We start from the raw sequence: 1,040 nt of genomic DNA, 5'->3' as shown, positions 1-1,040 counted from the left end.
GGGTCAGCGTCGGGAGGATGTCACCATCAACGCGAACCGATCGGTCACTTCGAGGAATTTATGTTAGAAAACCTATTGATGGAAGCGGCTGTAAAATCCGAGTCGGGCTTTCCCTTGGCATTTACATTAGTGTATGTCGCCGGATTCATCGCGGCGGTGGTGGGCGGATCGATCGCCTGGTATAACTCCAAACGCCCCGCTGGATGGGAAGGGGCAGAACGGCCGAACATCGTCCCGAAAATCAACACCGAAGCCTCTGAAGAGGGCGACCAAGACGCTTAATTCCCCCAAGCGAAACCGTCAGCTTCAAGAAAGACGTTTTCCCACCCGAACCGTTCGAGACCCCTATCCACTGTTACAATATCGAGCGGTTCGCCATTTCCAATTCGCCATTTCCAATTCGCCATTTCAAACAGGTTTCGAGTGCGCGACTCTTGAGCAAACCCATTGAATTGCTTTGGGCGTTTATCGGGTTGTTCCTCACCATTCTCGGCACGATGGTGGAGGCGTCCGTCGCCAACCCCCTGGCAAGTTTGACCCCAGAAACGACCCAAACCGTTTCCCTCGGGGTGACGTATCAAATCGGTGCCGTGTTACTCGTCGGCTGTCTCGGCGGTCCCAATGCTGGGGCGCTGTCGCAAATCGCCTACGTCACCCTCGGTTTGACCCCTTGGTTTCCCGTTTTCGCCCAAGGGGGCGGATTGGGGTATCTGTCCGAACCGTCCTTTGGTTATCTCTTGGGATTTATTCCGGGGGCTTGGCTGTGCGGTTGGTTGGCGTTTCGGAAGCCCTGTCGCGTGGAGTTTTTGGGAATCAGTTGTTTGGCGGGGTTGGCAACGGTGCATGGGGTGGGGTTGCTGTATGCGGCCCTGTTGCAACCGTCGGTTTCCGATTGGTGGGCGTCGGCGAACTTGTATTCTTGGCAACCGCTACCGGGACAGTTTGCGATCGCCTGTGCGGTTACAGTGTTGTCGTACCTGTTTCGACTGTTGCTATTTTATTAACGTTTTACGTTTTACTGAAAAGTCAGCACCCCCGGC

At 54.9% G+C, this 1,040-nt stretch carries 2 protein-coding genes; both read left to right on the top strand.

What is annotated here, in order from left to right:
• Positions 1-60 precede the first annotated feature (60 nt).
• The gene (gene psb35, locus ACP5D4_RS21655) at positions 61-282 is read left to right on the top strand and encodes a photosystem II assembly protein Psb35 (protein WP_428013676.1); all 222 of its coding nucleotides are present in this window, start codon (positions 61-63) and stop codon (positions 280-282) included.
• Positions 283-434: 152 nt separating this feature from the next.
• On the top strand, positions 435-1,004 hold the full coding sequence (locus tag ACP5D4_RS21650; protein WP_428013675.1) for a biotin transporter BioY: 570 nt from the start codon (positions 435-437) through the stop codon (positions 1,002-1,004).
• Positions 1,005-1,040: the final 36 nt, after the last annotated feature.

The sequence above is a fragment of the Baaleninema sp. genome (genome assembly GCF_049974805.1).
Taxonomy (GTDB): Bacteria; Cyanobacteriota; Cyanobacteriia; order Cyanobacteriales; family Geitlerinemataceae; genus Baaleninema.
Note: the sequence above shows the minus strand (reverse complement) of the source record. Positions and strands in the feature narration are given on the sequence as shown.